We start from the raw sequence: 23,926 nt of genomic DNA on the forward strand, positions 1-23,926 counted from the left end.
TGAGTGCGTGGTGCGGGGGCCGGGTGCCTTCCAGCATGGCCCGGCCCCCGCGGTGCGGTGGTGCGGGGTCCGCCGCGAGGGCGGACCCGTGCGATCAGCTCTCCGAGCGCTGCTTCTGGACCAGCTCCACGATCTCGTCGTAGCGCGGCGAGTTCATGAAGTTGTCGACGGAGACGTGCTCGGAGGACGGGCTCTTCTGGCGGGCGCGGTCGGTGAGCTCGCGCTGCGTGATCACGAGGTCGGCCGTGCCGTCGAGGGCCGCGATCGCCTTGTTGACGACCGTGACGTCGGTGACGCCGGCCTTCTTCATCTTGTTGCGGAGCACCGAGGCGCCCATGGCGGACGAGCCCATGCCGGCGTCGCAGGCGAACACGATGTCCTGGATGCGGGTGGTCGTCGCCGTGCCGCCGTCCGTGCCCGCCGCGCTCGCGCCGTCGGCGAGGCCGCCGACCGTGCCCGCGGTGCCGGTCTCGGCGCCGAGCCCCGAGAGGATCGAGGACTCCTTGCCCTTGTTGGCCTGCGTCGCGGCGACCGCCGCGCCGAAGTCACCCGAGCCCTTCTTGCCGGTGCGGAGGATGACCGCCGCGACGACGAAGGTGACGGCCGCGGAGATGATGACCGAGAGGATCACGCCGACGAAGCTGTTGCGCTCGGTCTGGCCGAGCACGGCGATGATGCTGCCGGGCGAGGCCGGGCCGCGGAGGCCGGAGCCGAAGGCGACGTTGGTCGCGACGCCCGAGGCACCACCCGCGATGACCGCGAGGAACAGCAGCGGCTTGGACAGCACGTACGGGAAGTAGATCTCGTGGATGCCGCCGACGAACTGGATGAGGATCGCGCCGGGAGCCGTGGAGCGCGCCGGGCCCGCACCGAAGATGGCGAAGGCGAGGAGGACGCCGAGGCCGGGGCCGGGGTTCGCCTCGAGCAGGAACAGGATGCTCTTGCCGTTCTGCAGCGCCTCGGTCGTGCCGAGCGGGGTGAGGATGCCCTGGTTGATGGCGTTGTTGAGGAACAGCACCTTCGCGGGCTCGATCACGACGCTCGTGAGGGGCAGCAGGTTGTTGTCCACCAGGAAGGCGACGCCCTGTCCGAGGCGGGCGGTGATCCAGCTGATGACCGGCGTGAGGAGGAAGAACGCGCCGATCGCGAAGATCGCGCCGAGGATCCCGGCGGAGAAGTTGTTGACCAGCATCTCGAAGCCGGGGCGGATCCGGTCGACCCAGAGCCTCTCGATGACCTTGAGCAGGTACGCCGCGAGCGGGCCCGTGATCATGGCGCCGAGGAACATCGGGCTGCCGCCGTCGAAGTACGGGTCGCCGACCGTGCCGACGATCACGCCCATGGTCGCGATGCTCCCGACCACGCCGCCGCGCGCGTCGTAGACCATGCGGCCTCCGGTGTTCGCGATGAGCAGCGGGAGGAGGAAGTACAGCACGGGCGCGACGAGGCCGGCGAGCTGCTCGTTGGGCAGGTAGCCGTCCGGGATGAACAGGGCCGTGAGCAGGCCCCAGGCGATGAACGCCGCGATGTTCGGCATGATCATGCCGCTGAGGAACGTGCCGAACTTCTGCACGCCGAGCCGCACGGACTGTCCCGTGCTGCGGGTGGGTGACGTCGTCGTCATGGGGGTGGTGCTCCTGTCGTGGTGGTGGCGGGCCTGCTGCGGCCCGCCGTGCTGCGGGTGAGGGATGTGCGGTGCGGTGGAGAGGGCCGTGCGGGTGGGTCGGTGGTGCGGGTCAGACGGTGGCGGGCGCCGATGCCGCGGTGACCGCGGCGCGCGCCTCGACGGCGCTGTCGGCGGCGAGGGCGACGGCAGCCAGGGCCTCCGCCTCCTCGCGCGTGTGGAGGGCGAGCTCGGCGCGCACGTCGGCGAGGGCCGCGGGCGACATCGAGAGGCTGGTGGCGCCGAGGCCGACGAGCACGACGGCGAGCAGCGGGTCGGCCGCGGCCTCGCCGCAGATGCCCACGGGCTTGCCGAGGGCGCGGCCCGCGGTGCCGACCTCCTGCACGAGGCGGAGGACGGCGGGGTGCCACGGGTCCTGGAACGCGGCCACGGATCCCAGCAGCCGGTCGGCCGCGAGCGTGTACTGCGTCAGGTCGTTGGTGCCGATGCTCGCGAAGTCGGCGTTGGCGAGGATCCGGTCGGCGAGGAGCGCGGAGGACGGGACCTCGACCATCACGCCGACGGTCTTCAGGCCGAGCTCGCGGCCGAGCGCCGTGAAGTAGCGCGCCTCCTCGACGGTCGAGACCATGGGCGCCATGACCCAGAGGTCGGCGTCGGTGGCGGCGTCGGCCTGGGCGAGCGCGGTGAGCTGGTCGCGGAGGATCTGCTCGTTGGCCCGCAGCGCGCGGAGGCCGCGGAGCCCGAGCGCCGGGTTCTCCTCGTCGGCGTCGTTGAGGAAGCTCAGCGGCTTGTCGGCGCCGGCGTCGAGCGCGCGCACGACGACCTTCTGCCCGGGGAACGCCTCGAGCAGGCGCGTGTAGTGCGCGCGCTGCTCGTCGACCGTCGGCGCGCTCGTGGCGTCGAGGAAGAGGAACTCGGTGCGGAAGAGGCCGACGCCCTCGGCGCCCTTCTCGACCGCGTCGGACGCGCCGTCGGCGGATCCGAGGTTGGCGAGCAGCGGGATCGCGGTGCCGTCGGAGAGCGCGCCGGGGCCCGTGGCCACGTCGACGCGCGCCTTCCGTGCGGCGATGGCGTCGCGCGCGGCGGACTCCTCCTCCGGAGTCGGGGCGACCGTGACGGCGCCCGTGAGCGCGTCGACCACGACGGTCTCGCCGTCGGCGAGGTCCGTCGCGGCCGCGACGCCGACGACCGCGACGATCGCCTTCTCACGCGCGAGGATCGCGGTGTGCGAGGTGGGGCCGCCGTCGGTCGTGATGAGCGCGAGGACCTTGTCGAGGTCGAGGAGCGCGGTGTCGGCGGGGGCGAGGTCGCGCGCGACGAGCACGAAGGCATGGTCGGGATCCGGCACGCCGGGGGCGGCGACGCCCTGCAGGTGCGCGACGACGCGCTGCGATACGTCGTCGAGGTCCGTGGCGCGCTCACCCATGTAGCCGCCCATGCTGAGCAGCAGGTCGCGGAAGCCGGCGAACGCCTCGTGCACGGCGCGCTCGGCGGTGCGGCCCGTCGCGAGGCGCGCGGTGATGTCGTCGACGAGCGTGGGGTCCTCGGCCATGAACGCCTGCGCCTCGAGCACGTCCTTCGCGGCGCCGCCTGCCTTCTCCCCGCGGATGCGGATGTCGGCGGCCGTCGCGGCGAGCGACGCGCTCACGCGGATCCGCTCCTCGTCGGCGGTCAGGGTGCTCGCGGTGTCGGCGGGCTCGGGCAGCGGGTCGGGCATCCGGATGACGGGTCCGACGGCGGATCCCCGGCCGATGCCGATGCCGTTCAGCGTGCGGGTGCTCATGCGGCGTCCAGATCCGACTCGAGGAGCGTCGCGAGGTCGGTGACGACCTGCTCGGCGTTCTCGCCCTCGGCGGAGACGACGACCTCGTCGCCCGTGTCAACGCCCAGGGAGATCACGCCGAGGATGCTGGCGGCGTTGACGCTGCGGTCGCCCTTGGCGAGCTGAACGGGGATCCCGGCCTTCGCGGCTGCCTGCGTGAACAGCGAGGCGGGGCGGGCGTGCAGCCCGTGCGACGAGGCGATGGTGACGGTGCGTTCTGCCATGGTGGCTCCTTCGGTCGGCCCCGGCGGTGGGGCCCTGGTGGGCGGTCGTCGTGCGGTCGTGCGGGTCGTGCGGGTCGTGCGGGGGGGCGCGGCGGGCGCCGGGTTCAGACGACGGGCGGGGATCCCCCGAGCGGGCGGCCGTGCAGCCCCGGCGCGAGGCGGAGCGAGCGGGCACCCTGGCGCATCGCGGCGAGGGCCCGGTCCAGCGCGGCGCGCGCGCCCTCGGGACGAGCGGCGTCGGCGTCGAGGAGGACGGCGGTCGCGCCCTCGTCGGCGGCGGCCTCCCGCACGGCGTCGAGCCGGTCGGCGAGGTGGGCGCCGAGGAGGACGACGTCCATGCCGGCGGCGTCGAGACGCACCTGGGCGAGGGACCCGGCGACGGCCTCGATCTCGAGCCCGTCGGCCTCGGCGAGCGCGCGGAGGCGCTGGGCGAGGAAGGTGCTGGATGCGCCGGAGCCGCAGACGACGAGGATCCTCCCGGTCATGCTGTGCCTCCTCGCGTCGTCGCTGGTCGTCCCATCGTGCTCCCGCGCGCGGGCCGGTGCCACCAGATCCGCTTCCGCGGGGTAGGAAGACGGGGCCGGCGCGCGCCCGCGCGGGCATCGGGGGCGGGCGCGGATGGTTGACTCGTCTCCGAGAGCGGCGCTCTCCGTCCGCCGCCCGAGGGGACGCGAGCCGCCGCGCAGGGAGACGGACATGCTGAGCGAGAACCACGAGAGGCTGCTGGACTACCTGTCCACGGCCGACCGCTGGGTCGAGGCCGGCGAGCTCGCGGACCGCCTCGGGGTCACGACGCGCAGCGTGCGCACCTACGTCCAGGCGGTGCGGGAGCGCTCGGCCGTCTCGATCGCCTCCTCCCCCGACGGCTATCGGATCGACGCTGGCAGCTACGCCCGCCACCTCGGGGCGCGCCCGACCGGCGACCCGCAGGGCACGCCCCGCGACCGGCTGCACGCGCTCGTCCGCCGCCTCGGCGACGCGCCCGACGGCCTCGACGTCTTCGCGCTCGCGGGCGAGCTGCACGTGAGCGACTCCACCGTCGAGGCGGACCTCCGCAAGGTGCGCGCGCTCGTCGAGGACGCCGGGCTGGCCCTCCGCCGCACGGGATCCACCGTCGTGCTCGAGGGCTCGGAGCGCGACTTCCGCCGGCTGCTGTCGCGCATGTTCCGCGACGAGAGCGCGCAGGGCTTCCTGCCGCTCGAGACGGTGCAGCGGGAGTTCGCGTCCGACTCGCTGCGCGCCTTCAAGACGGATCTCGTCCGCGAGCTCACGGAGGGCGGCTTCTTCGTGAACGAGTACGGCGTCGACAACGTGCTGCTGCACGTGGCGATCGCGGTCGACCGGCTGGCCCGGGCGCCGCGGCGGACGGGCCCGGGCGCGGACCAGGACCCCGCGGACGACGGCGCGCCGGGCGCCGCGCACCCGACGGTCGACGACGCGTCGACGGCCGCCCCCTCCGCCGACCCGACGGCCATCGCGATCCGCGCCGTGCTCGCCCGTCTCCTCGCCGCCCACTTCGACGTGCCGGTGCCGGCTGGCGACGTCGCCTACCTCGCGCTCCTCGTGCGCACGCGCGTCGTCACCCCCGGCAACGAGCAGTCGCTCGCCACGGTGATGCGCGAGCACGTCGTCGAGAGCGACCTCGACGTCGTGCGCGCCATCGTCCGCCGCGTGAAGCAGGAGTACCTGGTGGACCTCGAGGACGAGGACTTCACGGTCCGCTTCTCGCTGCACCTCGGGAACCTCGTGGCGCGCGCGGCCGACCGCTCCTTCTCCCGGAACCCGCTCGCCCGCTCCATCAAGACCTCCTACCCGATGACCTACGAGATCGCCGTGTTCATCGCGAGCGAGGTGCAGCGGCGGCGCGGCATCGCGATCAACGACGACGAGATCGCGTACATCGCGCTGCACGTGGGCTCGCACCGGGAGCGGGTCGCCCGCCGCGACGACCGGGTCGCGTGCGCGCTCGTCTGCCCGAACTACTACGACCTGCACCAGATCATGCGGCAGCGCATCGAGCAGGCGCTCGGAGCCGACATCAGCGTCGACGCCGTGGTCACGCGAACCGACGTCGACGCGGACGCCCTCGGGGTGCAGCTCGTGATCGACGCGACCGGATCCCGTCCGCCGGCCGACAACGTGGTCGTGGTCCAGCCGCTGCCGACCCCCGACGACATCGAGTCGATCCGCCGGGCCGTCGCCCGCGTCCGCCGCCACGCGCGCCGTAGCTCCATGAAGCACGACCTGCTGCGCTTCCTCGACGAGTCGCTGTTCTTCCGCGACCTGTACGCGCCCGACGAGGAGGCGATGATCCGGCTGCTCGGCGGCAAGATGGTGGAGCAGGGCATCATCGAGCCCGAGTACATCGACGGGGCCATCGAGCGCGAGCGCCTGTCGTCGACGGCGTTCACCGACACCCTCGCGGTGCCGCACTCGCTCGCGATGACGGCGCACCGCACGGCCATCGCGATCGTGGTCAACGACGAGGCGATGCAGTGGGGCGGTAACCGCGTGCACGTGGTCGCGCTCGTCGCCTTCAGCGCGAGCGGCCGCACGAGCTTCCAGCACGTCTTCGACCAGTTCGTCGAGGTCTTCTCCGACCACCGAGACGTGCAGGCGATCATGCGGGCGTCGGGCTCGCACGGCTCCTTCATCGAGGAGCTCGTGCACGTCATGGACACCTGACCGGCCGACCCCAGCCGCCCCGCGCGCAGGGCGGCTCAGGCGGCCGCGACGATCAGGGCGCGACGGGCGTGACGCCGAGCGGCACGAGGCGCGAGGCCCCGCCGTCGGCGAGCGTGAGCACCCAGATGCCGCGCGCGTGCACCGCGACGGAGTGCTCCCAGTGCGACGCCATGCTGCCGTCGACCGTGGCGACGGTCCAGTCGTCGTCGAGGACGCGCGTCTCCGCCTCGCCGTCGGTGATCATGGGCTCGATCGCGACGACGAGCCCGGGCTTCACCGCAGGGCCCTTGCCGCGCACGCGGTAGTTGAACACCGGCGGATCCTCGTGCATGCTCCGGCCGATGCCGTGGCCCGTGTAGTCCATGACGATGCCGAACGACCCGGCCGCCTCGACGCTCTCCTCGACGGCCTCGCCCACCTCGTTGAGGTGCGACGCGGTCGCGAGCCGGGCGATGCCCGCCCAGAGCGAGTCCTCGGTGACACGGGAGAGGCGTTCGCGCGCCTCGACGACGTCGGGGCGCGCGGGATCCGGCACCACGACCGTCATGGCCGAGTCGCCGTTCCAGCCGTCGATCTCCGCTCCGCTGTCCACCGAGACGATGTCGCCCGGCTGCAGCACGCGGTCGCCCGGGATGCCGTGCACGACCTCTTCGTTGACGGAGACGCACACCGTGTGGCGATAGCCGGGCACGAGCTGGAAGTTGGAGTGCCCGCCGAGGGCGCGGATGGCGGCGTCGGCGGCAGCGTCGAGCTCGCCCGTCGTGACGCCCGGGGCGATGAGCCCGCGGACGGCGTCGAGCGACGCGGCGGTCGCCAGGCCGGGCGCGACCATGCGACGGATCTCGTCCGGGGTCTTGTAGATCCCCGGCGTGCGGCGGAGCGCGCCCACGGCGCTACGCGCGGCCGGCGTCGGAGGAGGGACGCACGCCGCGACCGGCGAGGGCCGCGCGGATGCGCTCGGCGACCTCGTCGACCTCGCCCAGCCCGTCGACCTCGAGGAGCAGGCCGCGCTCGCGGTACACGTCGATGAGTGGGCTCGTCTCGCGGACGTAGACCTCCTGGCGGTGGCGGATCTCCTCCTCGCCGTCGTCGGCGCGACCCTGCTCGGCCGCGCGGCGGGTGAGCCGGGCGACGACCTCGTCCTCGTCGGCGACGAGCTGGATGACGGCGTCGAGCTCCTGGCCCCACCCCTGCAGCAGCTCCTCCAGGTAGGCGACCTGGGCGAGCGTGCGCGGGTAGCCGTCGAGCAGGAAGCCCGCCTGCGCGTCCTCCTCCTGGAGGCGCGCGGTGACGAGCCGGTTGGTGAGCTCGTCGGGGACGTAGTTGCCCGCGTCGACGAGCGCCTGCACCTGCTGGCCGAGCTCCGTGCGGTCCTTGATGTTCTGGCGGAAGATGTCGCCCGTCGAGACGTCGGGGATGCCGTATTCGGAGGCGATGCGCTTCGCCTGCGTGCCCTTGCCCGCGCCGGGAGGGCCGACGATCAGGAGCCGGGTCACTTGAGCAGCCCCTCGTAGTGCCGCTGCTGCAGCTGCGAGTCGATCTGCTTCACCGTCTCGAGGCCGACGCCGACCACGATCAGGATGCTCGCGCCGCCGAACGGGAAGTTCTGGTTGGCGCCGACGAGGGACAGGGCGATGAGCGGCAGGAGCGCGATGAGCCCGAGGTACAGCGAGCCCGGCAGCGTGATGCGCGTGAGCACGTAGTCGAGGTACTCGGCCGTCGGGCGTCCCGCGCGGATGCCGGGGATGAAGCCGCCGTACTTCTTCATGTTGTCGGCGACCTCCTCCGGGTTGAAGGTGATGGCGACGTAGAAGTACGTGAAGCCGACGATGAGCAGGAAGTACATCGCCATGTAGAGCGGGTGGTCGCCCGTGGTGAGGTTGTCGGTGATCCACTGCACCCACGGTGCCGGCGGCTGGCCGACGGGCGGCTGGTTGAACTGCGCGACGAGCGCCGGCAGGTACAGCAGCGACGACGCGAAGATGACGGGCACGACGCCGGCCATGTTCACCTTGATCGGGATGTAGGTGTTGTTGCCGCCGTACGTGCGGCGGCCGACCATGCGCTTGGCGTACTGCACGGGGATGCGTCGCTGCGACTGCTCGACGTAGACGACGGCGGCGACGACGAGGAGTCCGACGGCGATGACCAGGAGGAAGACCTCCCAGCCGCGGCTCTGCTGGATGGCGATGAGCGAGGTCGGGAACGCGGCCGCGACCGACGTGAAGATGAGGAGCGACATGCCGTTGCCGATGCCGCGCTCGGTGATGAGCTCGCCCATCCACATGATGAGGCCGGTGCCGGCGGTCATCGTGATGACCATGAGCATGATCGCGTACCAGGCGTCGTTCGTGACGAGCTGCGTGCAGGCGCTGACGTTGGTCTGGCCGAACAGCGCACCGCTGCGCGCGACCGTGATGAGCGTCGTGGACTGCAGGACCGCGAGGGCGATCGTGAGGTAGCGCGTGTACTGCGTGAGCTTGGCCTGGCCGGACTGGCCCTCCTTGTAGAGGGTGTCGAAGTGCGGGATGACCACGCGGAGCAGCTGGACGATGATCGACGCCGTGATGTACGGCATGATGCCCAGCGCGAAGATGGAGAGCTTCAGCAGCGCACCGCCGCTGAAGAGGTTGACGAGCTCGTAGAGGCCCGAGGTGCCCTGGTTGGCCGCGAGGCACGACTGCACGTTGGCGAAGTCGACGAACGGCGCGGGGATGAACGATCCGAGGCGGAAGAGGGCGATGATGCCCAGCGTGAACCCGATCTTGCGACGTAGATCGGGGGTGCGGAAGATCCTGACGACGGCGCTCAACACGGAGGGTGTCCTGCTTTCTGTGGGAGGTCCGCCGGGAGGCGGGGGTCGGGCCGACCCGATGCGGCCCCAGGTGCCGGTAGGGGCGGTCGGTTGCCCGACCGCCCCTGCCGTTGCGTCCTGAAGTGCTACTTGACGGAGCCGCCTGCTGCGACGATCTTCTCCGCTGCGGAGCCGGAGACCTTGTCGACCGCAACCGTCAGCTTAACCGAGATGTCGCCGTCCCCGAGGACCTTGACCTTCTCGTTCTTGCGGACGGCACCCTTGGCGACCAGGTCGCTCGTGGTGACGTCGCCGCCGTCGGGGTAGAGCGCGGCGAGCTTCTCCAGGTTCACGACCTGGTACTCGACGCGGAACGGGTTCTTGAACCCGCGGAGCTTCGGGGTGCGCATGTGCAGCGGCATCTGCCCACCCTCGAAGCCGACGCGGACCGTGTAGCGGGCCTTCGTGCCCTTGGTGCCACGACCCGCGGTCTTGCCCTTCGAGCCCTCACCGCGGCCGACACGCTGGCGTGCCTTCTTGGCCCCGGCGGCGGGACGGAGGTGGTGGACCTTGAGGACCTGCTCGCGCTTGACCGTCTCCGTCGAGCCGACCGTGGTCGTCTCGGCGGAAGCGGCCGCAGCGGCGGCGGGCGCCTTCGCGGTCTTCTTGGGTGCGGCCTTGGGCGCCTTCACGGGCGCCTCGGCCGACTCGTTCTTCTCAGCCATCAGTCGATCTCCTCCACCTTCACCAGGTGCGCCACGGTGTTCACGTACCCGCGGTTCTGGGCGTTGTCCTCACGGACCACCACGGCACCGATGCGACGGAGCCCGAGGCTCCGCAGGGTGTCGCGCTGGTTCTGCTTCTCGCTGATCTTGGACTTGATCTGCGTCACTCGGAGCTGAGCCATCAGACACCTGCCTTCGCGTCGGCCTCGGCGCGCTGGGCGCGGAGGATGCGGGCCGGGACGACCTGCTCCAGCTCGAGGCCACGACGGGCTGCGACGGCGCGCGGCTCCTCGAGCTGCTTGAGCGCCTCGACCGTGGCGTGCACGATGTTGATCGTGTTCGACGAGCCGAGCGACTTGCTCAGCACGTCGTGGATGCCGGCGCACTCGAGCACCGCGCGGACGGGGCCACCGGCGATGACGCCGGTACCCGCGGACGCGGGGCGCAGGAGGACGACTCCGGCGGATGCCTCACCCTGCACGGCGTGCGGGATGGTCAGGCCGATGCGGGGGACGCGGAAGAAGTTCTTCTTCGCCTCCTCGACGCCCTTGGAGATGGCGGTCGGGACCTCGCGGGCCTTGCCGTAGCCGACGCCGACCAGTCCGTTGCCGTCTCCGACGATCACGAGCGCGGTGAAGCTGAAGCGACGACCGCCCTTGACGACCTTGGACACGCGGTTGATGGTGACGACGCGCTCCAGGAACTGGCTCTTGTCGGCATCACGGCCACCGCGGCTGTCGCGGCCGCCCTGGTTGCGATCGCGTCCGCCACGACGGCCCTCACGGCCCTCGTTCTGCGCGGGTGCGGTGGACGCCGCGGTCTCGACGGGCGTCTCCGCCACTGCCACGACCTCGGGCTCCTTGTTGTTGTTCTCGGCTGCGCTCACAGGCTCAGACCACCCTCTCGAGCTCCTTCGGCGATGGCCGCGACGCGTCCTGCGTAGCGGTTGCCACCACGATCGAATACGACGCTCTCCACGCCGGCCGCCTTGGCGCGCTCGGCGACGAGCTCGCCGACCTTGCGCGACTTGGCGGTCTTGTCGCCGTCGAACGTGCGCATGTCGGCCTCGAGGGTCGACGCGGACGCGACGGTGTGACCACGGCTGTCATCGACGACCTGCACGAAGACGTGGCGGGCCGAACGGGTGACGACCAGGCGCGGACGCAGCTCGGTGCCCTCGACCTTCTTGCGCAGGCGTGCGTGCCTGCGGCCGCGGGCGGCGGACTTGCTTTTTCCTCTAACTCCGAGAGCCATGATCACTTACCACTCTTTCCGGCCTTGCGGCGAACGTTCTCGCCGGCGTAGCGGACGCCCTTGCCCTTGTAGGGCTCGGGCTTGCGAATCTTGCGGATGTTGGCGGCCGTCTCGCCGACGAGCTGCTTGTCGATGCCGACGACGGTCATCTTGTTGACGCCCTCGACGGTGAAGCTGATGCCCGCGGGCGCCTCGACGTACACCGGGTGGGAGAAGCCGAGCGCGAACTCGACGCCCTTGTCCTTGATCGCGACGCGGTAACCCGTGCCGACGATCTCGAGGCCCTTGGTGTAGCCGGTGGTGACGCCGACGATGTTGTTCGCGATGAGGCTGCGCGTGAGGCCGTGGAGCGAGCGCGACTCGCGCTCGTCGTCCGGACGGGTGACGAGCACCTGTCCGTCCTGGACCTCGGCGCGGATGGGCTGCGCGATGGTGAGGCTCAGCTCGCCCTTCGGGCCCTTGACCGTGACGTGCTGGCCGTCCACGGCGACGTCGACCCCTGCGGGGACGTCGATGGGGAGTCTTCCGATGCGTGACATGGCGTTACCACACGTAGGCGAGGACTTCCCCACCCACGCCCTTCTTCGCAGCCTGGCGGTCCGTGAGGAGCCCCGAGGAGGTGGACAGGATGGCGACCCCGAGGCCACCGAGGACCTGGGGGATCTCCGCGGACTTCGCGTACACGCGCAGTCCGGGCTTCGACACGCGCTTGATGCCCCGGATGGAGCGCTCGCGGTCGGGGCCGAACTTGAGGCTGAGCGTCAGCGTCTGGCCGACGCGGGCGTCCGCGACGTCCCAGCCGGCGATGAAGCCCTCGGACTTGAGGATGTCGGCGATGTGCGACTTGAGCTTGGAGTGCGGCATGGAGACCGTGTCGTGGTGCGCGGAGTTCGCGTTCCGGAGTCGGGTCAGCATGTCAGCGACCGGGTCGGTCATTGTCATATCTGGTGGTGCCTCTCTCGCCTGGTTTCGTTCATCCGGACACGGATGACGACCTGTGGTGGTGGCGGCGCCGGGCGGAGGTGCCCGGCGCCGATCGTGCGGTGATGCGGTCGTGCTGGTCGTACGGGTGGAGCGTGCTACGGCGTGTTCTCGGGCGTCTGGAACGGGAAGCCGAGCGCCTTGAGCAGCGCGCGTCCCTCGTCGTCCGTCCGAGCGGTCGTGACGACCGTGATGTCCATGCCGCGGACCCGGTCGATGCGGTCCTGGTCGATCTCGTGGAACATGGACTGCTCGTTGAGACCGAACGTGTAGTTGCCGTTGCCGTCGAACTGCTTCGGGCTGAGCCCGCGGAAGTCGCGGATGCGGGGCAGGGCGAGGGACAGCAGGCGGTCGAGGAACTCCCACATGCGGTCGCCGCGCAGCGTCACGTGGGTGCCGATGGCCTGGCCCTCACGCAGCTTGAACTGGGCGATCGACTTGCGGGCCTTCGTGACCTGCGGCTTCTGGCCCGTGATCTTGGTGAGGTCGGCGACCGCGCCGTCGATGATCTTGCCGTCACGAGCGGCGTCGCCGACGCCCATGTTCACGACGATCTTCGTGAGCCCGGGCACCTGGTGCACGTTCGTGAAGCCGAGATCAGCGGTCAGCTGGCTGACGATCTCGGTGCGGTACTTCTGCTTCAGGCGCGGGAGCGTGGTGCCCTCGGCCGTGCCAGCGGTTGCGGTGTCGGTCATTGCTAGAGGTCCTTACCTGACTTCTTGGCGTAGCGGACGCGGACGGTCTTGGAGACCCCGTCCTTCTCGACCTGCTCGGTCCGGAAGCCGACTCGCGTGGGCTTCTTGGACTCGGGGTCGACGAGCGCGACGTTGGAGATGTGGATGGGCGCCTCGACGGTCTCGATGCCGCCGGTCTTGGAGCCGCGCTGCGTCTGGCCGACGCGGACGTGCTTCGTGATGAAGTTCACGCCCTCGACGACGACGCGGTTGCGCTCGACCAGGACGGACAGGACCTTGCCCTGCTTGCCCCGGTCGCCGCCCTTGGCCTGCGTGCGACCCGTGATGACCTGCACGAGGTCACCCTTCTTGATGTTCGCCATGACTAAATGACCTCCGGTGCCAGCGAGATGATCTTCATGAACTTCTTGTCCCGGAGCTCGCGGCCCACCGGTCCGAAGATGCGGGTGCCGCGGGGCTCCCCGTTGCTGTTCAGGATGACGGCGGCGTTCTCGTCGAACTTGATGTACGAGCCGTCGGGACGGCGCGTCTCCTTCTTGGTGCGGACGATGACGGCCTTGACGACCTCGCCCTTCTTGACGTTTCCGCCGGGGATCGCGTCCTTGACGGTCGCGACGATGACGTCACCGAGACCGGCGTAGCGGCGACCCGAGCCACCGAGCACGCGGATGGTCAAGATCTCCTTGGCACCCGTGTTGTCCGCGATCTTGAGGCGGGATTCCTGCTGAATCACTGTTGCTCCTTATCCAAGCAGCCGGGGCTACTTGGCCTTCTCGAGGATCTCGACCAGGCGCCAGCGCTTGGAGGCGCTGAGGGGACGGGTCTCGTTGATCAGGACCAGGTCGCCGATGCCGGCGGTGTTCGCCTCGTCGTGCGCCTTGACCTTGGAGGTGCGGCGGATGACCTTGCCGTACAGCGGGTGCTTCACGCGGTCCTCGACCTCGACGACGATGGTCTTGTCCATCTTGTCGCTGGTGACGTACCCACGGCGGGACTTGCGGTAGCCGCGGTCGGCCGTCGCGGTGTCAGCCGTGTTCTTCTCTTCGGCGTTCGCCATGATCAAGCCTCCTCAGCCTTCTCGGTGACGGCGGCGTCGTCGGCCTTCGCGGCCTTCTTCGTCGCCTTCTTCTTCTCGGGCTTCTCGGGGACCTCGACGGGGGCGGGCGTGGCACGGATGCCCAGCTCGCGCTCGCGGATGACCGTGTAGATCCGAGCGATGTCGCGCTTGACCGCGCGGAGGCGGCCGTGGCTGTCGAGCTGACCGGTGGCCGACTGGAAGCGCAGGTTGAACAGCTCCTCCTTGGCCTTCTTCAGCTCTTCGACGAGTCGCTCGTCCTCGAAAGTGTCCAGCTCGACGGGGGCGAGCTCCTTGGAACCGATCGCCATTATGCGTCGCCTTCCTCGCGCTTGATGATGCGTGCCTTGAGGGGCAGCTTGTGGATGGCCCGGGTGAGCGCCTCGCGCGCCGTGGCCTCGTCGACGCCGGAGAGCTCGAAGAGCACGCGTCCCGGCTTGACGTTGGCGACCCACCACTCGACCGATCCCTTTCCGGAACCCATGCGGGTCTCGGCGGGCTTCTTGGTGAGCGGGCGGTCCGGGAAGATGTTGATGTACACGTTCCCGCCGCGCTTGACGTGACGCGTCATCGCGATTCGAGCGGACTCGATCTGGCGGTTGGTCACGTAGGCGGGCGTGAGGGCCTGGATGCCGTACTCGCCGAACGAGACGACGGTGCCGCCGGTCGCGTGGCCGGTACGACCCGGGTGGTGCTGCTTGCGGTGCTTGACCTTGCGGGGGATCAACATGGTTACGCCTCAACTCCTGCTGCGGCGACCGGCGCTGCCTCGGCGGCCGGCGCGGTGCGCGGCGCGTTGGTGCGGCGATCTCCGGTTCGACCGTCGGAACGGTCGTTACGACGCTCCGGGCGCGACGACTTCTGGTTCGCCTGCTCCCGAGCGAGATCCTTGTTGGTGATGTCGCCCTTGTAGACCCAGACCTTCACGCCGATGCGGCCGAAGGACGTACGGGCCTCGTAGAAGCCGTAGTCGATGTTCGCGCGGAGGGTGTGCAGGGGCACGCGGCCCTCGCGGTAGAACTCCGAGCGGCTCATCTCGGCGCCGCCGAGGCGGCCCGACACCTGGATGCGGACGCCCTTGGCGCCGGCGCGCTGCGCGCCCTGCAGGCCCTTGCGCATCGCGCGGCGGAACGCCACACGACCTGCGAGCTGCTCGGCGATGCCCTGGGCGACCAGCTGCGCCTCGGCCTCGGGGTTCTTCACCTCGAGGATGTTCAGCTGGATCTGCTTGCCCGTGAGCTTCTCGAGGTCGGCGCGGATGCGCTCGGCCTCGACGCCGCGGCGGCCGATGACGATGCCGGGACGCGCCGTGTAGATGTCCACGCGGACACGGTCACGGGTGCGCTCGATCTCGATGCGCGCCACACCGGCGCGGTCGAGGCTCGTCTTGAGCATGGTGCGGATGCGCACGTCCTCGGCGACGTAGTCGCTGTAGCGCTGCCCCTTCTTCGTGCTGTCCGAGAACCAACGCGACACGTGGTCGGTCGTGATCCCGAGACGGAACCCGTACGGGTTGACCTTCTGTCCCATTACTTGCTCGCCTTCTTCGTGGTCGTCGCCACGTCCGCCTCATCCGGCGTCGCGAGGACGACCGTGATGTGGCTGGTGCGCTTGTTGATACGGAATGCGCGACCCTGTGCGCGCGGCTGGAACCGCTTGAGGGTGGTGCCCTCGTCCACGAACGCCTTGGCGATGTAGAGGTCCTGCTCCGCGAGGAAGCTGTTGGACGCGTCGGCCTTGACCCGCGCGTTCGCCATGGCCGAGGCCACCAGCTTGTAGATCGGCTCGCTCGCGCCCTGCGGCGCGAACTTCAGGATGGCCAGGGCCTCCTCGGCCTGCTTGCCACGGATCATGTCCACGACGCGACGGGCCTTCTGGGGGGTGACGCGGATGTGACGCACGCGTGCGATCGACTCCACCATTTCTCTCCTCCTTCTCGTCGCCGCGTTAGCGGCGACGACCCTTCTTGTCGTCCTTCACGTGGCCGCGGAAGGTGCGCGTGAGCGCGAACTCGCCGAGCTTGTGTCCGACCATGGACTCCGTGACGAACACGGGGACGTGCTTGCGACCGTCGTGCACCGCGATCGTGTGACCCAGCATCGCCGGGATGATCATCGAGCGGCGCGACCAGGTCTTGATCACGTTCTTGCTGCTGGCCTCGTTCGCCGAGATCACCTTGCGGAGCAGGTGGTCGTCGACGAAGGGGCCCTTCTTCAGACTGCGTGGCATCTTCTACAACTCCTACTTGCGCTTCTTGCCGGCGTTGCGGCGGCGAACGATGAGCTTGTCGCTGGGCTTGTTGATGTGGCGCGTGCGGCCTTCCTTCTGGCCCCACGGGCTGACCGGGTGGCGACCACCGGAGGTCTTGCCCTCACCACCACCGTGCGGGTGGTCGACCGGGTTCATGGCGACACCGCGGACGGTCGGGCGGACGCCCTTCCAGCGCATGCGGCCGGCCTTGCCCCAGTTGATGTTCGACTGCTCGGCGTTGCCGACCTCGCCGATGGTCGCGCGGCAGCGCGCATCGACGTTGCGGATCTCGCCGGAGGGCAGGCGCAGCTGGGCGTAGGGGCCGTCCTTCGCCACGAGGCGCACGGAGGCGCCGGCGGAGCGGCCCATCTTCGCGCCGCCGCCGGGGCGGAGCTCGATGGCGTGGATGACGGTACCCGTGGGGATGTTGCGCAGCGGCAGGTTGTTGCCCGGCTTGATGTCGGCCTGGGGGCCCGACTCGATCTTGTCGCCCTGCTTCAGCTTGTTCGGCGCGATGATGTAGCGCTTCGAGCCGTCGATGAAGTGCAGGAGCGCGATGCGCGCCGTGCGGTTGGGGTCGTACTCGATGTGCGCGACGGTGGCGAGGACGCCGTCCTTGTCGTTGCGCTTGAAGTCGATGACGCGGTACTGGCGCTTGTGCCCACCACCGATGTGACGGGTGGTGATGCGACCGGCGTTGTTGCGACCACCGTGCTTGGGGAGGGGGCGCAGCAGGGACTTCTCGGGCGTCGAACGCGTGATCTCCGCGAAGTCGGCGACGGACGAACCGCGACGACCCGGGGTCGTGGGCTTGTACTTGCGAATGGCCATTGGTGTTTTCCTAGTCCCGGTCTCAGCCGACAGTCGTGAAGATGTCGATGGAGCCCGACTTGAGGGAGACGATGGCGCGCTTGGTGTCCTTGCGCTTGCCCATCCCGAACTTGGTCCGGCGGGTCTTGCCCTGCTTGTTGAGCGTGTTGACCGACGCGACCTGCACGCCGAAGATCTTCTCGATCGCGAGCTTGATCTCGGTCTTGTTCGAGCGGGGGTCCACGATGAACGTGTACTTGCCCTGGTCGATCAGGCCGTAGCTCTTCTCGGAGACGACCGGCGCGATGATGATGTCGCGGGGATCCTTCTGGGTGGCGCTCATGCGGCAACCTCTTCCTTGGCCGTCTTCGACTCGACGAACGCGTCGAACGCGCCCTTCGTGAAGACGATGTCGTCGCTCACGAGCACGTCGTACGCGTTGAGCTGGTCGTAGGACAGCACGTGGACCGTCGGGATGTTGCGCACGCTGCGGAGGCTGACCTCGTCGGTGCGCTCCAGGACGATGAGGACGTGCTTGCTCGTGGCGATGCCCTCGAGCAGCGCGACCACGGTCTTCGTCGAGGGGACGTCTCCGGCGGAGAGGCTCTCGATGACGTGGAGGCGGGCGCCGCGCGCGCGGTCGGAGAGGGCGCCGAGCAGAGCCGCGGCGATCATCTTCTTGGGGGTGCGCTGCGAGTAGTTGCGGGGCGTGGGTCCGTGGACGATGCCACCGCCGGTCATCTGGGGGGCGCGGATCGAGCCCTGACGAGCGCGACCGGTTCCCTTCTGCTTGAACGGCTTGCGGCCGGCGCCGGAGACCTCGCCGCGACCCTTGGTCTTGTGCGTGCCCTGGCGCGCCGCGGCGAGCTGGGCGACGACGACCTGGTGGATGAGCGGGACGTTGGTCTGCACGTCGAACAGCGACGCGGGCAGGTCGACGGAGCCGGTGACTGCACCGGTCGCGTCGAGGACGTCGAGCTGGGTGTCGGTAGCCATGACTACTTCCCCTTCACTGCGTTGCGGACGAAGACGATGCGGCCACGCGCGCCGGGCACTGCGCCCTTGACGAGCAGGAGGCCCTTCTCGGCGTCCACGCTGTGGACGACGAGGTTCAGCACGGTGACGCGCTCGCCACCCATGCGACCTGCCATGCGCATGCCCTTGAAGACACGGCTGGGGGTCGAGGAGGCGCCGATGGAGCCGGGCTTGCGGTGGTTGCGGTGCGAACCGTGCGAAGCCGAGACGCCCTTGAAGTTGTGGCGCTTCATGACGCCGGCGAAGCCCTTGCCCTTGCTGGTGCCGACGACGTCGACCTTGCTGCCGGGCTCGAAGGCGCCGACGGTGATCTCCTGGCCGAGCGCGTACTCGGCGAAGTCGGCCGTGCGGACCTCGGTGAGGTGGCGGCGCGGCGTGACGCCGGCCTTGTCGAAGTGGCCGGTGCTCGGCTTGTCGGCCTTGCGGGGGTCGATCTGGCCGTAGGCGATCTGGATGGCGCCGTAGCCGTCGACCTCGGGCGTGCGCACCTGGGTGACGACGTTCGGGGTGATCTGCACGACGGTCACGGGGATGAGCTTGTTGTTCTCGTCCCACACCTGCGTCATGCCCAGCTTCGTGCCGAGCAGACCGGTGAAAGTCCTGTTAGCGGTAGACATGGGTTCCCTTAGAGCTTGATCTCGATGTTGACGTCGGCCGGGAGGTCGAGTCGCATGAGCGAGTCGACCGCCTTCGGCGTCGGGTCGACGATGTCGATCAGACGCTTGTGCGTGCGCATCTCGAAGTGCTCGCGGCTGTCCTTGTACTTGTGGGGGGAACGGATCACGCAGATCACGTTCTTCTCCGTGGGCAGCGGCACCGGGCCGACGACCGTGGCGCCCGCGCGGGTCACCGTGTCGACGATCTTCCGGGCCGAGGAGTCGATGACCGAGTGGTCGTACGACTTAAGTCGGATGCGGATCTTCTGTCCCGCCATGTGTGACTCTCTCTCTTTCGTGCGTCATGCGGCCTCGGACCGTATTGGACGCGTGTGTCCCTCGCTCGGATGGCACGGCCGCGTGGCACGCCCCATCCGTGGTGCACCCGGGCGCACATCGTGGGACGCGGCCTCGGGCAGCTCGTGCACCCGCCCGCATGCGGGCGCGGACGAGCGGTGCTCATCCGGTGGGTGTCGTGTGCTTCTGCTCTGCTGCCCGCGGCCTAACCTGCTCCGGGAGCGACGAGCGCTCCGGGCGGCTATGCACTGCCTGGCAGTGATCCGACGTCTCGCGCGCAGGGCGGCGTGCGTCGGAATGTTGAACTAGACGAGTTTGTCATAGTCCGGCCACGCGTGCAACCCGGGCGTGTCGCGCCCACTCCCCCGTGATTCCGGGGCTCCGGGCGCCTCCCGCCGACGGCGTCGAGGCGCCGAGGAGGTCATCGGAACAGCAGGTTCCGGAGCTCCGTCTCCCCCGACGCGAGGCGCTGCGGGTCGATCGTGCGGCCGTGCACGTACTCGTCGACGAGCCGTGGGTCCACGTAGCTGTTCTTCGCGATGGTCGGGGTGTTGCTGAGCACCTCGGCGGCGTCGCGGTACGCCTGCGCGAGCGCCCGCTGCCGCTTGCCCTTCGTCGCCTCGGGGCCGTGCTTCGCCAGGCTGATCGCCGCCGCCACCGTGCCGTGCAGCGTCCGGAAGTCCTTGGCGGTGAACTCGCCGCCCGTGCGCTCGCGCACGTAGTCGTTGATGTCGGCCGCGCCGAGCGGGTGCCACTCGCCACCTTCCTCGTAGGCCAGCAGCCGCGCGTTCGGACCGCGTTCCTGCAGGCCCCCGACGACCTGCACGAGGTCGTGGTCGCGGATGTCGCTCGACCACTCCTGGCCGCTCTTCGCCGGGAACTCGAGGTGCACGGAGTCCCCGTGCACGGTGACGTGCGAGCACAGCAGCGTCGACAGGCCGTGGCTGCCGTTCGACTCCGTGTAGCGCTCGCTGCCGACGCGGAGGCTGCCCGTGTCGAGCATCCGGAAGCCGGCGGCCAGCGCGCGCTCGCGCGTGAAGCCGTCCTGGCGGAGGTGCATGGTGACCTGGCGTCGCGCGGCGGGGAGCGACTCGGCGAGCTGCAGCGAGCGGTCGAACTTGATCCGGTCCTTCTGCTCGCGCCAGGTCGGGTGGTAGATGTACTGCCGGCGGCCGGCGCTGTCCATGCCCGTGGCCTGCACGTGCCCGTTCTCGTAGGGCGCGATCCAGACGTCGGTCCAGGCCGGCGGGATGCCGAGGTGGTCCATGCGCGCGCGGAGCACCTTGTCGGTGACGCGGTTCCCGTCGGAGTCGAGGTAGGTCCAGCCCTTGCCCGAGCGCCTGCGCGTGTAGCCCTTGCCGGTGGCGTCGCTGCGCCGGAGTCTGACCATTGGTCGAACCTACGCGCACCATCGCCATCGGTCAGGGCACGATGCGAAGGCTCCCTGCCAGCCGTGACACCTCGTGGCGCGTTAACGGCCGACAGGGCCGGGCCATGACGGCCCGACCCTGTCGGAGGTGGTGCTGGTGGAGCTGGGTGCTACTTGACGATCTTCGTGACCGTGCCGGCGCCGACGGTGCGGCCACCCTCACGGATGGCGAAGCCGAGGCCCTCCTCCATGGCGATCGGCTGGATCAGCGCGACGTTCATGTCGGTGGTGTCGCCGGGCATGACCATCTCGGTGCCCTCGGGCAGCGTGATGACGCCGGTGACGTCGGTGGTGCGGAAGTAGAACTGCGGACGGTAGTTCGCGTAGAACGGGTTGTGACGCCCGCCCTCCTCCTTGGAGAGGATGTACGCGGTGCCCTCGAAGTCCGTGTGCGGCGTGACCGAACCCGGCTTGACGATGACCTGGCCGCGCTCGACGTCCTCGCGCTTGGTGCCGCGGAGCAGGAGCCCGCAGTTCTCGCCGGCCCAGGCCTCGTCGAGCTGCTTGTGGAACATCTCGATGCCCGTGACGGTGGTCTTGACGGTGGGACGGATGCCCACGATCTCGACGTCCGAGTTGATGGCGAGGGTGCCGCGCTCGGCGCGACCCGTGACGACGGTGCCACGACCGGTGATCGTGAAGACGTCCTCGACGGGCATGAGGAACGGCTTGTCCTTGTCGCGGACGGGCTCCGGGATGGACTCGTCGACCGCGTCCATGAGCTTGACGATCTGCTCGACCCACTTCTCGTCGCCCTCGAGCGCCTTGAGGCCGGAGACCTGGACGACGGGGGCGTTGTCGCCGTCGAAGTCCTGGCTGGAGAGCAGCTCGCGGACCTCGAGCTCGACGAGCTCGAGGATCTCCTCGTCGTCGACCATGTCCGACTTGTTGAGCGCGACGAGCAGGTACGGCACGCCGACCTGCTTCGCGAGCAGCACGTGCTCGCGCGTCTGCGCCATGGGGCCGTCGGTGGCGGCGACCACGAGGATCGCGCCGTCCATCTGCGCCGCGCCCGTGATCATGTTCTTGATGTAGTCAGCGTGACCCGGGGCGTCGACGTGAGCGTAGTGACGCTTGGGCGTCTCGTACTCGACGTGCGAGATGTTGATCGTGATGCCGCGCTGGCGCTCCTCGGGAGCGGAGTCGATGGACGCGAAGTCGCGCTGCACGTTGGTCGCCGACGGGTACTTGTCCGCCAGGACCTTGGAGATCGCTGCCGTCAGCGTCGTCTTGCCGTGGTCGACGTGACCGATCGTTCCGATGTTGACGTGCGGCTTGGTCCGCTCGAACTTGGCCTTACCCACTGTGGGTCCTCCTCAGGACTCGGTTGCGGGGCGTCCGGGTGTTCCCGGACGCCCTGCGTGTTGGAGATCTTGCTTATGGTACTGAAACGGCGGATGCCGCTCGAACTGGAGGGCTACTCGCCCTTGTTCTTCTGGACGATCTCGTCGGCGACAGCCTTCGGGACCTCGGCGTAGCTGCCGAAGCTCATCGAGTACACCGCGCGGCCGGAGGTCTTGCTCCTCAGGTCGCCGACGTAGCCGAACATCTCCGACAGGGGGACGTTCGCGGTGATGACCTTCACGCCGCTCGCGTCCTCCATGGCCTGGATCTGGCCGCGACGGGAGTTCAGGTCGCCGATGACGTCGCCCATGTACTCCTCGGGCGTACGGACCTCGACGGCCATGAGCGGCTCGAGCAGCACGGGCTTCGCCTTGCGCGCGGCCTCCTTGAAGGCCATCGAGCCGGCGATCTTGAACGCCATCTCCGAGGAGTCGACGTCGTGCGCGGCGCCGTCGAGCAGCGTCGCCTTCACGCCGACCATCGGGTAGCCGGCGAGGATGCCGACCTGGAGCGCGTCCTGGATGCCCGCGTCCACCGAGGGGATGTACTCCCGGGGGACGCGACCGCCGGTGACCTTGTTGTCGAACTCGTAGGTCTTCTCCGCGGTCACCTCCATGGGCTCGATCTTGATCTGGATCTTGGCGAACTGCCCGGATCCACCCGTCTGCTTCTTGTGCGTGAAGTCGTGCTTGTCGACCGTGCCGCGGATGGTCTCGCGGTACGCGACCTGCGGCTTGCCGACGTTGGCCTCGACGTTGAACTCGCGCTTCATGCGGTCGACCAGGATGTCGAGGTGGAGCTCGCCCATGCCCTTGATGACCGTCTGACCGGTCTCCTGGTTCTGCTCGGTGCGGAAGGTCGGGTCCTCCTCGGCGAGCTTCTGGATGGCGACACCCAGCTTCTCCTGGTCGGCCTTCGTCTTCGGCTCGATCGCGACCTCGATGACGGGCTCGGGGAACGTCATCGACTCGAGGACGATCTGGTCCTGCGGGTCGCAGAGCGTGTCGCCCGTGGTCGTGTCCTTGAGGCCGATGACCGCGTAGATGTGACCGGCGGTGACCGAGTCGACCGGGTTCTCCTTGTTGGAGTGCATCTGGAAGATCTTCCCGATGCGCTCCTTCTTGCCCTTGGTCGAGTTGATGACCTGCGAGCCGCTCGCGATGGTGCCCGAGTAGACCCGGACGTACGTGAGGCGACCGAAGAACGGGTGCACCGCGACCTTGAACGCGAGCGCCGAGAAGGGCTCGGTCGAGTCGGGCTTGCGGATGATGATCTTCTCCTCGTCGCGCACGTCGTGGCCCTCCATGGGCGGCACGTCGAGCGGGCTGGGGAGGTAGTCGATCACCGCGTCGAGCATCGGCTGGACGCCGCGGTTCTTGAACGCGGAGCCGCAGAGCACCGGGTAGATCTCGCTGTTGACGGTGAGCTTGCGGATGGCGGCCTTGATCTCCGCCACCGTCAGCTCCTCGCCGCCGAAGTACTTCTCGAGCAGCGCGTCGTCGGTCTCGGCGACGGTCTCGAGCAGCTTGGCCCGGTACTCGTCCGCCTTGTCCTGCAGATCCGCGGGGATCTCCTCGATGTCGTACTTCGCACCGAGCTCGACGTCTCCCTTGGAGTCGCCGCGCCACGTGAGCGCGCGCATCTCCACCAGGTCGATGACGCCCTCGAAGCCGCTCTCGGAGCCGATGGGCAGCTGGATGACCAGCGGCTTGGCGCCGAGGCGGTTGATGATCGTGTCGACCGTGAAGTAGAAGTCGGCGCCGAGCTTGTCCATCTTGTTGACGAAGCAGATGCGCGGCACGTCGTACTTGTCGGCCTGGCGCCACACCGTCTCGGACTGGGGCTCGACGCCCTCCTTGCCGTCGAACACGGCGACCGCGCCGTCGAGGACGCGGAGCGAACGCTCCACCTCGACGGTGAAGTCGACGTGCCCGGGGGTGTCGATGATGTTGATCTGGTTCTTGTTCCAGAAGCACGTCGTCGCGGCGGACGTGATCGTGATACCGCGCTCCTGCTCCTGGGCCATCCAGTCCATCGTGGCGGCGCCGTCGTGGACCTCGCCGATCTTGTGAGTGATGCCCGTGTAGTACAGGATGCGCTCGGTGGTGGTGGTCTTGCCGGCATCGATGTGAGCCATGATGCCGATGTTGCGGACCTTGTTCAGGTCGGTGAGCACGTCCTGTGCCACAGGTTCCTCCGAAAGGGGTTGGTGGTGCTGTCGAACGA

The 23,926-nt window shown here is 69.3% G+C and carries 31 protein-coding genes; 1 reads left to right on the forward strand and 30 read right to left on the reverse strand.

All coding sequences use genetic code 11. The annotated features are described in order from the left end of the window. Positions 1-94 precede the first annotated feature (94 nt). The 4 genes from K0V08_RS08865 to K0V08_RS08880 all read right to left on the reverse strand — a co-directional run bounded on the left by K0V08_RS08865 (position 95) and on the right by K0V08_RS08880 (position 4,155). Positions 95-1,624, reverse strand: a complete 1,530-nt coding sequence (locus K0V08_RS08865) for a PTS mannitol transporter subunit IIBC (protein ID WP_079534243.1) — start codon at positions 1,622-1,624, stop codon at positions 95-97. 112 nt (positions 1,625-1,736) lie between these two features. After that, positions 1,737-3,407: a phosphoenolpyruvate--protein phosphotransferase gene (gene ptsP, locus K0V08_RS08870; RefSeq protein WP_079534242.1), complete on the reverse strand. Its 1,671-nt coding sequence runs from the start codon at positions 3,405-3,407 to the stop codon at positions 1,737-1,739. Continuing rightward, a complete protein-coding gene (locus tag K0V08_RS08875) occupies positions 3,404-3,670 on the reverse strand; it encodes an HPr family phosphocarrier protein (protein ID WP_012039282.1) in 267 nt (88 codons plus the stop codon). The genes ptsP and K0V08_RS08875 overlap by 4 nt, the downstream gene beginning before the upstream one ends. A gap of 104 nt (positions 3,671-3,774) precedes the next feature. Further along, the gene (locus K0V08_RS08880) at positions 3,775-4,155 is read right to left on the reverse strand and encodes a PTS sugar transporter subunit IIB (RefSeq protein ID WP_012039283.1); all 381 of its coding nucleotides are present in this window, start codon (positions 4,153-4,155) and stop codon (positions 3,775-3,777) included. 211 nt (positions 4,156-4,366) lie between these two features. Here K0V08_RS08880 and K0V08_RS08885 point away from each other — a divergent pair, with 211 nt between their 5' ends. Further along, positions 4,367-6,355: a BglG family transcription antiterminator gene (locus tag K0V08_RS08885; protein WP_079534241.1), complete on the forward strand. Its 1,989-nt coding sequence runs from the start codon at positions 4,367-4,369 to the stop codon at positions 6,353-6,355. 52 nt (positions 6,356-6,407) lie between these two features. Here K0V08_RS08885 and map read toward each other — a convergent pair whose 3' ends face one another. The 26 genes from map to fusA form a co-directional block, all read right to left on the reverse strand. After that, entirely contained in the window at positions 6,408-7,244 is an 837-nt protein-coding gene (map, locus tag K0V08_RS08890; RefSeq protein WP_079534240.1) for a type I methionyl aminopeptidase, read from the reverse strand. 4 nt (positions 7,245-7,248) lie between these two features. Further along, positions 7,249-7,851, reverse strand: a complete 603-nt coding sequence (locus K0V08_RS08895; protein WP_079534239.1) for an adenylate kinase — start codon at positions 7,849-7,851, stop codon at positions 7,249-7,251. Further along, positions 7,848-9,170, reverse strand: a complete 1,323-nt coding sequence (gene secY, locus K0V08_RS08900) for a preprotein translocase subunit SecY (protein WP_012039287.1) — start codon at positions 9,168-9,170, stop codon at positions 7,848-7,850. Before secY ends, K0V08_RS08895 begins: the two co-directional genes overlap by 4 nt. 125 nt (positions 9,171-9,295) lie before the next feature. Then, the gene (rplO, locus tag K0V08_RS08905; protein ID WP_012039288.1) at positions 9,296-9,874 is read right to left on the reverse strand and encodes a 50S ribosomal protein L15; all 579 of its coding nucleotides are present in this window, start codon (positions 9,872-9,874) and stop codon (positions 9,296-9,298) included. Continuing rightward, positions 9,874-10,056 carry a 50S ribosomal protein L30 gene (gene rpmD, locus K0V08_RS08910; RefSeq protein WP_012039289.1) on the reverse strand — a complete coding sequence of 61 codons (183 nt, stop codon included), beginning with the start codon at positions 10,054-10,056 and terminating at the stop codon, positions 9,874-9,876. The genes rplO and rpmD overlap by 1 nt, the downstream gene beginning before the upstream one ends. Continuing rightward, entirely contained in the window at positions 10,056-10,721 is a 666-nt protein-coding gene (rpsE, locus tag K0V08_RS08915; protein WP_012039290.1) for a 30S ribosomal protein S5, read from the reverse strand. Before rpsE ends, rpmD begins: the two co-directional genes overlap by 1 nt. A 35-nt stretch (positions 10,722-10,756) precedes the next feature. Then, positions 10,757-11,128, reverse strand: coding sequence for a 50S ribosomal protein L18 (gene rplR, locus K0V08_RS08920; protein ID WP_012039291.1), 372 nt, complete (start codon positions 11,126-11,128; stop codon positions 10,757-10,759). 2 nt (positions 11,129-11,130) lie between these two features. Further along, on the reverse strand, positions 11,131-11,667 hold the full coding sequence (rplF, locus tag K0V08_RS08925) for a 50S ribosomal protein L6 (protein ID WP_012039292.1): 537 nt from the start codon (positions 11,665-11,667) through the stop codon (positions 11,131-11,133). A 4-nt stretch (positions 11,668-11,671) separates the two neighbouring features. Further along, positions 11,672-12,070 (reverse strand): 30S ribosomal protein S8, encoded by a 399-nt coding sequence (gene rpsH, locus K0V08_RS08930; RefSeq protein ID WP_012039293.1) that lies wholly within the window; start codon positions 12,068-12,070, stop codon positions 11,672-11,674. Positions 12,071-12,207: 137 nt separating this feature from the next. Further along, positions 12,208-12,804, reverse strand: coding sequence for a 50S ribosomal protein L5 (rplE, locus tag K0V08_RS08935; RefSeq protein ID WP_012039294.1), 597 nt, complete (start codon positions 12,802-12,804; stop codon positions 12,208-12,210). Between the two features lie 2 nt (positions 12,805-12,806). Then, positions 12,807-13,166, reverse strand: coding sequence for a 50S ribosomal protein L24 (gene rplX, locus K0V08_RS08940; RefSeq protein ID WP_012039295.1), 360 nt, complete (start codon positions 13,164-13,166; stop codon positions 12,807-12,809). Between the two features lie 2 nt (positions 13,167-13,168). Further along, positions 13,169-13,537, reverse strand: a complete 369-nt coding sequence (rplN, locus tag K0V08_RS08945) for a 50S ribosomal protein L14 (protein ID WP_012039296.1) — start codon at positions 13,535-13,537, stop codon at positions 13,169-13,171. A gap of 27 nt (positions 13,538-13,564) precedes the next feature. Next, complete coding sequence (gene rpsQ, locus K0V08_RS08950; protein ID WP_012039297.1) at positions 13,565-13,861, reverse strand: 30S ribosomal protein S17; 297 nt, start codon at positions 13,859-13,861, stop codon at positions 13,565-13,567. 2 nt (positions 13,862-13,863) lie between these two features. Next, positions 13,864-14,190, reverse strand: coding sequence for a 50S ribosomal protein L29 (gene rpmC, locus K0V08_RS08955; protein WP_012039298.1), 327 nt, complete (start codon positions 14,188-14,190; stop codon positions 13,864-13,866). Further along, a complete protein-coding gene (gene rplP, locus K0V08_RS08960; RefSeq protein ID WP_012039299.1) occupies positions 14,190-14,609 on the reverse strand; it encodes a 50S ribosomal protein L16 in 420 nt (139 codons plus the stop codon). The genes rpmC and rplP overlap by 1 nt, the downstream gene beginning before the upstream one ends. 2 nt (positions 14,610-14,611) lie before the next feature. Further along, positions 14,612-15,409, reverse strand: coding sequence for a 30S ribosomal protein S3 (gene rpsC / locus K0V08_RS08965; protein ID WP_012039300.1), 798 nt, complete (start codon positions 15,407-15,409; stop codon positions 14,612-14,614). Next, complete coding sequence (rplV, locus tag K0V08_RS08970) at positions 15,409-15,801, reverse strand: 50S ribosomal protein L22 (RefSeq protein WP_012039301.1); 393 nt, start codon at positions 15,799-15,801, stop codon at positions 15,409-15,411. The genes rpsC and rplV overlap by 1 nt, the downstream gene beginning before the upstream one ends. Before the next feature lie 25 nt (positions 15,802-15,826). After that, on the reverse strand, positions 15,827-16,108 hold the full coding sequence (gene rpsS, locus K0V08_RS08975) for a 30S ribosomal protein S19 (protein ID WP_012039302.1): 282 nt from the start codon (positions 16,106-16,108) through the stop codon (positions 15,827-15,829). 12 nt (positions 16,109-16,120) lie between these two features. After that, positions 16,121-16,960, reverse strand: a complete 840-nt coding sequence (rplB, locus tag K0V08_RS08980; protein ID WP_012039303.1) for a 50S ribosomal protein L2 — start codon at positions 16,958-16,960, stop codon at positions 16,121-16,123. 22 nt (positions 16,961-16,982) lie between these two features. Beyond that, positions 16,983-17,282, reverse strand: coding sequence for a 50S ribosomal protein L23 (gene rplW, locus K0V08_RS08985; RefSeq protein ID WP_012039304.1), 300 nt, complete (start codon positions 17,280-17,282; stop codon positions 16,983-16,985). Next, a complete protein-coding gene (gene rplD, locus K0V08_RS08990) occupies positions 17,279-17,935 on the reverse strand; it encodes a 50S ribosomal protein L4 (RefSeq protein WP_043584322.1) in 657 nt (218 codons plus the stop codon). The genes rplW and rplD overlap by 4 nt, the downstream gene beginning before the upstream one ends. Positions 17,936-17,937: 2 nt before the next feature. Continuing rightward, positions 17,938-18,591 (reverse strand): 50S ribosomal protein L3, encoded by a 654-nt coding sequence (gene rplC, locus K0V08_RS08995; protein ID WP_079534238.1) that lies wholly within the window; start codon positions 18,589-18,591, stop codon positions 17,938-17,940. A gap of 8 nt (positions 18,592-18,599) precedes the next feature. Continuing rightward, positions 18,600-18,908, reverse strand: a complete 309-nt coding sequence (gene rpsJ, locus K0V08_RS09000; RefSeq protein ID WP_012039307.1) for a 30S ribosomal protein S10 — start codon at positions 18,906-18,908, stop codon at positions 18,600-18,602. Between the two features lie 440 nt (positions 18,909-19,348). Next, entirely contained in the window at positions 19,349-20,317 is a 969-nt protein-coding gene (locus tag K0V08_RS09005; protein ID WP_012039308.1) for a DNA topoisomerase IB, read from the reverse strand. A gap of 149 nt (positions 20,318-20,466) precedes the next feature. After that, entirely contained in the window at positions 20,467-21,660 is a 1,194-nt protein-coding gene (gene tuf, locus K0V08_RS09010; RefSeq protein WP_012039309.1) for an elongation factor Tu, read from the reverse strand. A 113-nt stretch (positions 21,661-21,773) separates the two neighbouring features. Beyond that, positions 21,774-23,888: an elongation factor G gene (gene fusA, locus K0V08_RS09015; protein WP_043584328.1), complete on the reverse strand. Its 2,115-nt coding sequence runs from the start codon at positions 23,886-23,888 to the stop codon at positions 21,774-21,776. Positions 23,889-23,926 lie beyond the last annotated feature (38 nt).

The sequence above is a fragment of the Clavibacter michiganensis genome (assembly GCF_021216655.1).
In the GTDB taxonomy this organism is placed as follows: domain Bacteria; phylum Actinomycetota; class Actinomycetes; order Actinomycetales; family Microbacteriaceae; genus Clavibacter; species Clavibacter michiganensis.